5 protein-coding genes are annotated in these 5431 nt (G+C 66.5%); 2 read left to right on the top strand and 3 right to left on the bottom strand.

Features of this window, described 5'->3' with window-relative positions; translation table 11 throughout:
* Together ABWP09_RS03660 and ABWP09_RS03655 are read right to left on the bottom strand one after the other, a co-directional pair.
* Positions 1-912, bottom strand: coding sequence for an alpha/beta fold hydrolase (locus ABWP09_RS03660; protein ID WP_353203806.1), 912 nt, complete (start codon positions 910-912; stop codon positions 1-3).
* Complete coding sequence (locus ABWP09_RS03655) at positions 909-2621, bottom strand: acyl-CoA dehydrogenase family protein (protein WP_353203805.1); 1713 nt, start codon at positions 2619-2621, stop codon at positions 909-911. Before ABWP09_RS03655 ends, ABWP09_RS03660 begins: the two co-directional genes overlap by 4 nt.
* A gap of 45 nt (positions 2622-2666) precedes the next feature.
* Between ABWP09_RS03655 and ABWP09_RS03650 the strand changes: the two genes are divergently transcribed.
* Positions 2667-3719 (top strand): L-threonylcarbamoyladenylate synthase, encoded by a 1053-nt coding sequence (locus ABWP09_RS03650; protein ID WP_353203804.1) that lies wholly within the window; start codon positions 2667-2669, stop codon positions 3717-3719.
* 113 nt (positions 3720-3832) lie between these two features.
* On the opposite strand, the gene msrA is transcribed toward ABWP09_RS03650, so the two are convergent.
* The gene (msrA, locus tag ABWP09_RS03645) at positions 3833-4375 is read right to left on the bottom strand and encodes a peptide-methionine (S)-S-oxide reductase MsrA (protein WP_353203803.1); all 543 of its coding nucleotides are present in this window, start codon (positions 4373-4375) and stop codon (positions 3833-3835) included.
* Positions 4376-4440: 65 nt separating this feature from the next.
* Here msrA and galE point away from each other — a divergent pair.
* The coding region (gene galE, locus ABWP09_RS03640; protein WP_353203802.1) for a UDP-glucose 4-epimerase GalE at positions 4441-5431 on the top strand (991 nt) is incomplete at its 3' end.

The following is a 5431-nucleotide window of genomic DNA, read 5'->3' as shown; positions in this document are numbered from 1 at the left end:
CTACCGCCGAAAGCGCTCCAGCCATGTCCCCAGGACCGCATTGACCGTGTCCGGCGCTTCCTGCTGCACCCAGTGCGAGACGCCGGGCAAGCGGTGGATCTCGAAGTCGGGGCAATAGGCCTCGGTCCCCTGCGAACAGCCGATGCCGAGCGCGGTGTCTTCCTCACCCCAGATCATCAGCGTCGGCGTCTCGATCCGGCCGTCGCCCGTCGGGGTATTGCTGCCCGAACGCACCATCGAGCGGTAATAATTGAGCATCGCGGTGAGCGCGCCGGGCCGCGCCGCCGCCGCGCGGTACACATCGAGCACCGCGCGCGGGAAGGCGCTTTTGTCGACCGCCATGTTGCGGATCGCGCGGGCGATGCCGGCGGCATGATTTCGCCCGAACACGCGCTCGGGCAGCCACGGCAGTTGAAAGAAATAGACGTACCAGCTGCGCCGCAACTGGCCCCAGGTCTTCAGCTCGCGCGCGAAGACGTGCGGGTGCGGCACGTTCATAATGACCAGCCCGACGAGCGGTCGCGCGCGGCGGATCGCGAATTGCCACGCGATGATCGCGCCCCAATCATGCGCGATCAGCAGCACCTCTTTCGCGCCGCTCGCATCGATCAAGCCGACCAGATCGCCGACCAGCCGATCGATATGATAGGCGGCGACCCCCTCGGGCCGATCGCTCGCGCCATAGCCGCGCAGATTGGGCGCCCAGACCCGCCAGCCGCGCTCGCTGAGCAACGGCATCTGATAACGCCAGCTGAAATTGAGTTCGGGGAAACCGTGGACGCACAAGGCCAGCCGGTCGGTGCTGCCATCGGCGGCGGGCAGTTCGGCGAGTTCGAGCGTGACCTCGCCCGCCGACTGCATCCGCACGCTGATCCCGCTGTCGGCGGTCGGGGTCCACGACCAGTCGCTCAAGCCGCGAACGCCTCGGCCGGGACCGAATAGAGCACCGCCGCGCTCGCGCTCGCTGCCGCGCGCAAGCCCAGCGCCTCGGGCACGATCTGCGCGACGTAGAAGGCGCACGCCGCGCGCTTCATTTGCGCGAAGGCGTCGTCGCCGGTCGCGAGACGGCCCGACCGCTCCATCAGCCAGCCGCAGACCGCGACCGACAGCATCGTCAGGAACGGATAACTCGCCGCGAGCTTGTCGTCGGCGTCCATTCCCGCCATACCGCGCCCGATGTCGTCGCACGCATCGATCAAAGCGACCAACCCGCCGTCCTGCGCCTCGGCCCGCATATCGGCGATCAGCCGCGCGAACACGCCGCCATTATCCATACCGAGCTTGCGCCCGACCAGATCGGCCGCCTGAATGCCGTTGGTGCCTTCGTAAATCGGCGTGATCCGCGCATCGCGGAAGAACTGCGCCGCGCCGGTCTCCTCGATATAGCCCATGCCGCCATGAATCTGGATGCCGAGGCTGGCGACTTCATTGCCGATGTCGGTGCCGTGCGCCTTGGCAAGCGGGGTGAGGATGTCGAGCCGCTCCTGTCCGCCAACCTCACGGAGCGTCGCGCGATCGACTTGGCTCGCGGCATAATAAACGAGCGCGCGCGCTGCCTGCGTTTGCGCCTTCATCCGCAGCAGCATCCGGCGGACATCGGGATGCTCGACGATCTTGACCGACTCGGCACTGCCCGATCCGGCGCGCGGCGACTGGACGCGGTCGAGCGCGTACGACACCGCCGCCTGCGTCGCTGCCTCGGCGACCTGCACGCCCTGCAAGCCGACATTGAGCCGCGCATTGTTCATCATCGTGAACATCGCGCGGATGCCGCCATATTCGGCCCCGATCAGCTCGCCGATGCAATCGTCCTGATCGCCAAAGCTCAGCACGCAGGTCGGCGAGGCGTGGAGGCCCATCTTATGCTCGATCGAGACGACGCGGACATCGTTGAAATCGCCTGGCGCGCCATCGTCCGTCAGCCGGTACTTCGGCACCAGGAACAGCGAAATCCCCTTGGTCCCGGCGGGTGCGCCGGGGGTGCGCACGAGCACAAGGTGGACGATATTCGGGGCCATGTCGTGATCACCGAACGAGATGTAGATCTTGGTGCCCTTGATCAGGAACGTCCCGTCGCCGCGCGGGGTGGCGGTGGTGCGGAGTGCCCCGACATCGGAGCCGGCCTGCGGCTCGGTCAGATTCATCGTGCCGGTCCACTCGCCGGTCGCCAAATGCGGGAGGTAGAGCGCTTGCTGCTCAGGGCTGCCGTGATGCGCCAGCGCCTCGATCGCGCCGACCGTCAGCGTGGGGGCAAGCGCGAAGCCCATATTCGCGGTGCCGAGCGTATCGAGCACCGCGGTCTGGATCACGAAGGGCAGCCCCTGCCCGCCAAACTCCTCCGGCACGCCGATCGTGCCCCAGCCACCCTCGACATAATCGTGATACGCCTTCACGAAACCGTCGGGCATCACCACGCCTTCGGGGGTCCATTTCGCGCCGACGGTATCGCCGGCGCGCAGCAGCGGTGCCCATTCGCCGGCGGCCAACTGACCCACCCCTTCGAGGACGGCGTCGACGACATCGTCGCTGGCGGCGGCGAAGCGATCGGTCGCGGCGAGATCGGCAATCCGCGCGACATGATCGAGCACGAAACGCTGGTCGGCGGTGGCGGGGGTAAACATGGGACGTCCTCTTATGCGGCGGGCTTGTCGCCGCTATAGCCGCGCATGATGACCGCGCCAAACCCGCCTTTTGCGACGAGGACCTTACCTTACGGCGAGGCCGCGATCATCGCGGCCGCCGCGCTGATTACCGCTGGGCAACCGGTCGCGATTGCGACCGAGACGGTCTACGGGCTGGCGGCGGACGCGACCGATTCGGCCGCGGTCGCGCGAATCTATGCCGCCAAGGGCCGCCCGAGCTTCAACCCGCTGATCGTGCATGTGCTCGATCTGGCGGCGGCCCAGGAAATTGCGGATTTCGACGCGGATGCGCTGGCGCTGGCCGAGGCGTTCTGGCCGGGGCCGTTGACGCTGGTGCTGCCGCTCCGCGCGGATTCGGGCATCGCGTCGCTGGTGACGGCGGGGCTCGATACGATTGCGCTCCGCGTGCCCGCGCACCGCGCGATGCGCGCCTTGCTGGAGGCAACGGGCAAGCCGCTCGCCGCGCCCTCGGCCAATGCCAGCGGCGGCATCAGCCCGACGCGCGCGGCGCATGTCGTGGCGAGCCTAAGCGGACGCATCGCGCTGGTAGTGGATGACGGCGCGACCGAATCGGGACTCGAGTCGACGATCGTGCAGGGGCGCACGGTGTTGCGGCCGGGGCCGATTACTGCGGACGATCTCTCGCTTATCCAATCCTCAACGCTCCACCCCGGCGAAGGCCGGGGTCCAGCAGCGAGCGTTCCAGCTTTGAACGCTGTCCTCCCCAGCGAGCGACACGCAACTGGACCCCGGCCTTCGCCGGGGTGGAGAAAAGGGCAAGACACGCGCGTAACCGCGCCCGGCCAGCTCGCCAGCCATTACGCGCCGAGAAAGCCGCTCCGCCTGAACGCAACGCACACAGAAGACGGTGAATATCTCATCGGTTTCGGCGAGACAGCGGGGGAGGAAACGCTATCAGCATCGGGTAATCCGGTCGAAGCGGCGGCAAACCTCTTCGACGCGCTCCACCGCGCCGACGCGAGCGACCGCGCCAGCATCGCGACCGCCCCGATCCCCGACGACGGCATCGGCATCGCGATCAACGACCGTCTGCGCCGCGCGGCGCACCGCGACTGAAAAGGGGTTCGCGCAGAGGCGCCGGGAACGCAGAGAAACGCATAACAGCCGATCGAGCGCCACCGCGCTCTTCTTCTCCGCGTCCTCCGCGCCTCCGCGCGAATAAAATCTTCTTAAGTCGCCACAGCTTTGGATCGCGCCGCGAAGCTCTTGCGCAGCTTAGCGAGCTTAGGCGGGATCACCGCGATGCAATAGGGATTGCCGCGCCCTTCGGCCTCCCAATATCCCTGATGATAGTCCTCCGCCGGATACCATTCGCTCATCGGTTCGATCGTGGTGACGATCGGCGCGGGCCAGCCGTCTGCCGCACGCGCCATCGCCGCCACCGCCTCGGCCGCTTGCGCGTCGTCATGCGGGAAGATCGCCGAGCGATATTGCGTGCCGATGTCATTGCCTTGCCGGTTGAGCTGCGTCGGATCGTGCGTCGCAAAGAACATGTCGAGGATGTCGCCATACGACACCTGATCGGCATCGAAGGTCACGCGGATCGCCTCGGCATGGCCGGTCGCACCGCTACATACCTGCTTGTAGGTGGGATTGGGGACCGCGCCGCCAATATAGCCGCTCTCGACCTTTTCCACGCCGATCACATCCTTGAACACCGCCTCGGTGCACCAGAAACATCCGCCCGCCAGGGTGGCGACTTCGCTTGCCATCGTTCGCTCCTTGTTTAGGGCTTCAAGATAGGAACGCGAACCCGCGACAAAAAGGGCAGATACGCATGCTGGACGGATCGGTACTGGTAACGGGCGGCGCGGGCTATATCGGCAGCCATGCGGTGCTGGCACTGCTCGATGCGGGCCACCGCGTCGTGGTGTATGACAATCTGTCGACCGGGTTCGACTGGTTGGTCGACCCGCGCGCCACGCTTGTACAAGGCGAAATCGAGGACGATGCCCACGTCCGCGCGACGCTGCGCGATCACGGCGTGAGCGCGGTGATGCATTTCGCCGGCTCGATCATCGTCCCCGAATCGGTCAGCGATCCGCTCAAATATTATCGCAACAACACCGTCGCCAGCCGCGCGCTTCTCGAAAGCGCGGTCGTGTCGGGTGTGAAGCACTTCATCTTCTCCTCAACCGCCGCGACCTATGGCACGCCGGCCAAGGTACCGGTGGCGGAGGGCGACCCGACCGTGCCGATCAACCCGTACGGCACGTCAAAGCTGATGACCGAGGCGATGCTGCGCGACGTCGCGGCGGCGCATCCGATCAACTATGCCGCCTTGCGCTATTTCAACGTGGCGGGCGCCGATCCGCAGCAGCGCAGCGGGCAATCGACCGTTGGTGCCACGCACCTCATCAAGATCGCGGTCGAGGCGGCGCTGGGCAAGCGCGGGAGTGTCGGAATTTATGGCACCGATTATGCGACGCCCGACGGCACCGGGGTGCGCGATTATATCCATGTCAGCGATCTGGCCGCCGCGCATGTCGCAGCACTCGATCTGTTGGTAGCCGAACCGACCCGCAGCCACACGCTCAACGCCGGCTATGGCAAGGGCTTCTCGGTGCTCGAAGTGCTCGACGCGGTCGACCGCGTGACCAATATCAAGCTCAACCGCGTGATCGAAGGCCGCCGCGCGGGCGATGCGGGCGAGTTGGTCGCGGATAACACCGCGATCCTCGCCACGCTCGACTGGACCCCCAAGCGTGCCGATCTCGACCTGATCGTACGCGATGCGCTGGCGTGGGAGCGCAAGCTCGGGGAGATGG

Source organism: Sphingomonas sp. (assembly GCF_040398505.1).
In the GTDB taxonomy this organism is placed as follows: domain Bacteria; phylum Pseudomonadota; class Alphaproteobacteria; order Sphingomonadales; family Sphingomonadaceae; genus Sphingomonas.
This window is presented reverse-complemented; position numbering and strand designations above follow the sequence as displayed.